This window comes from Vibrio sp. 1069 (genome assembly GCF_033340555.1).
On record NZ_JAWOWP010000465.1, the window covers coordinates 1 to 656 of the forward strand.

Annotated in this window: 1 protein-coding gene; it reads right to left on the minus strand. The window is 43.4% G+C overall.

The features are described 5' to 3' along the window. Positions 1 to 51: 51 nt before the first annotated feature. Positions 52 to 534 carry a type 3 dihydrofolate reductase gene (gene folA / locus R7040_RS27175; protein ID WP_005496975.1) on the minus strand — a complete coding sequence of 161 codons (483 nt, stop codon included), beginning with the start codon at positions 532 to 534 and terminating at the stop codon, positions 52 to 54. Positions 535 to 656: the final 122 nt, after the last annotated feature.

Genomic DNA, 656 nt, shown 5'->3' on the forward strand with positions numbered 1-656 from the left:
AGCACCGTGTTTACGGTGCTTTTTCTATTCTGCTTCGAGAGACTTTTCTAACTATTGCTTTTCTAAAATAGTAAAACGCATGTTGTAAGCGTTTTTCTCATCCGCTTGGTAGGTTTCAGAATATGTCTCTTTGAACTCATTACCCCAGTCTGGGAACTGGGTGTCACCTTCAACTACAGCATCAATATGTGTGACGTACAGTTTATTTGCCATCGCTAAACAAGAAGCATAGATAGCACCGCCACCAATGATCATTACTTCTTCAACATTACCTGCAGCCTCTAACGCTTTTTCAACTGAAGTCACCGTCGTAACGCCTTCAATACTCAATGATTCATCTCGGCTAATGACAATATTCAAACGTCCTGGCAAAGGGCGACCAATTGAATCGTAAGTCTTTCTTCCCATTACGACGGGCTTCCCCATCGTACAACGTTTAAACCAAGCAAAATCCGCAGGAAGATGCCAAGGCATTTGATTATCTTTGCCAATAACGCGGTTGTCTGCCATCGCGGCAATCATACTAATGATCATGTCGGGTCCTTATACTATCGGTCTGCGGCGGTAGAATAACAGCCCAGGAACTGCGAGGCCAACTGCTAAACCAGCAATAATAAACATGGCTTTAAGAAAGTTCTCCATGCAGGTCGCAATTA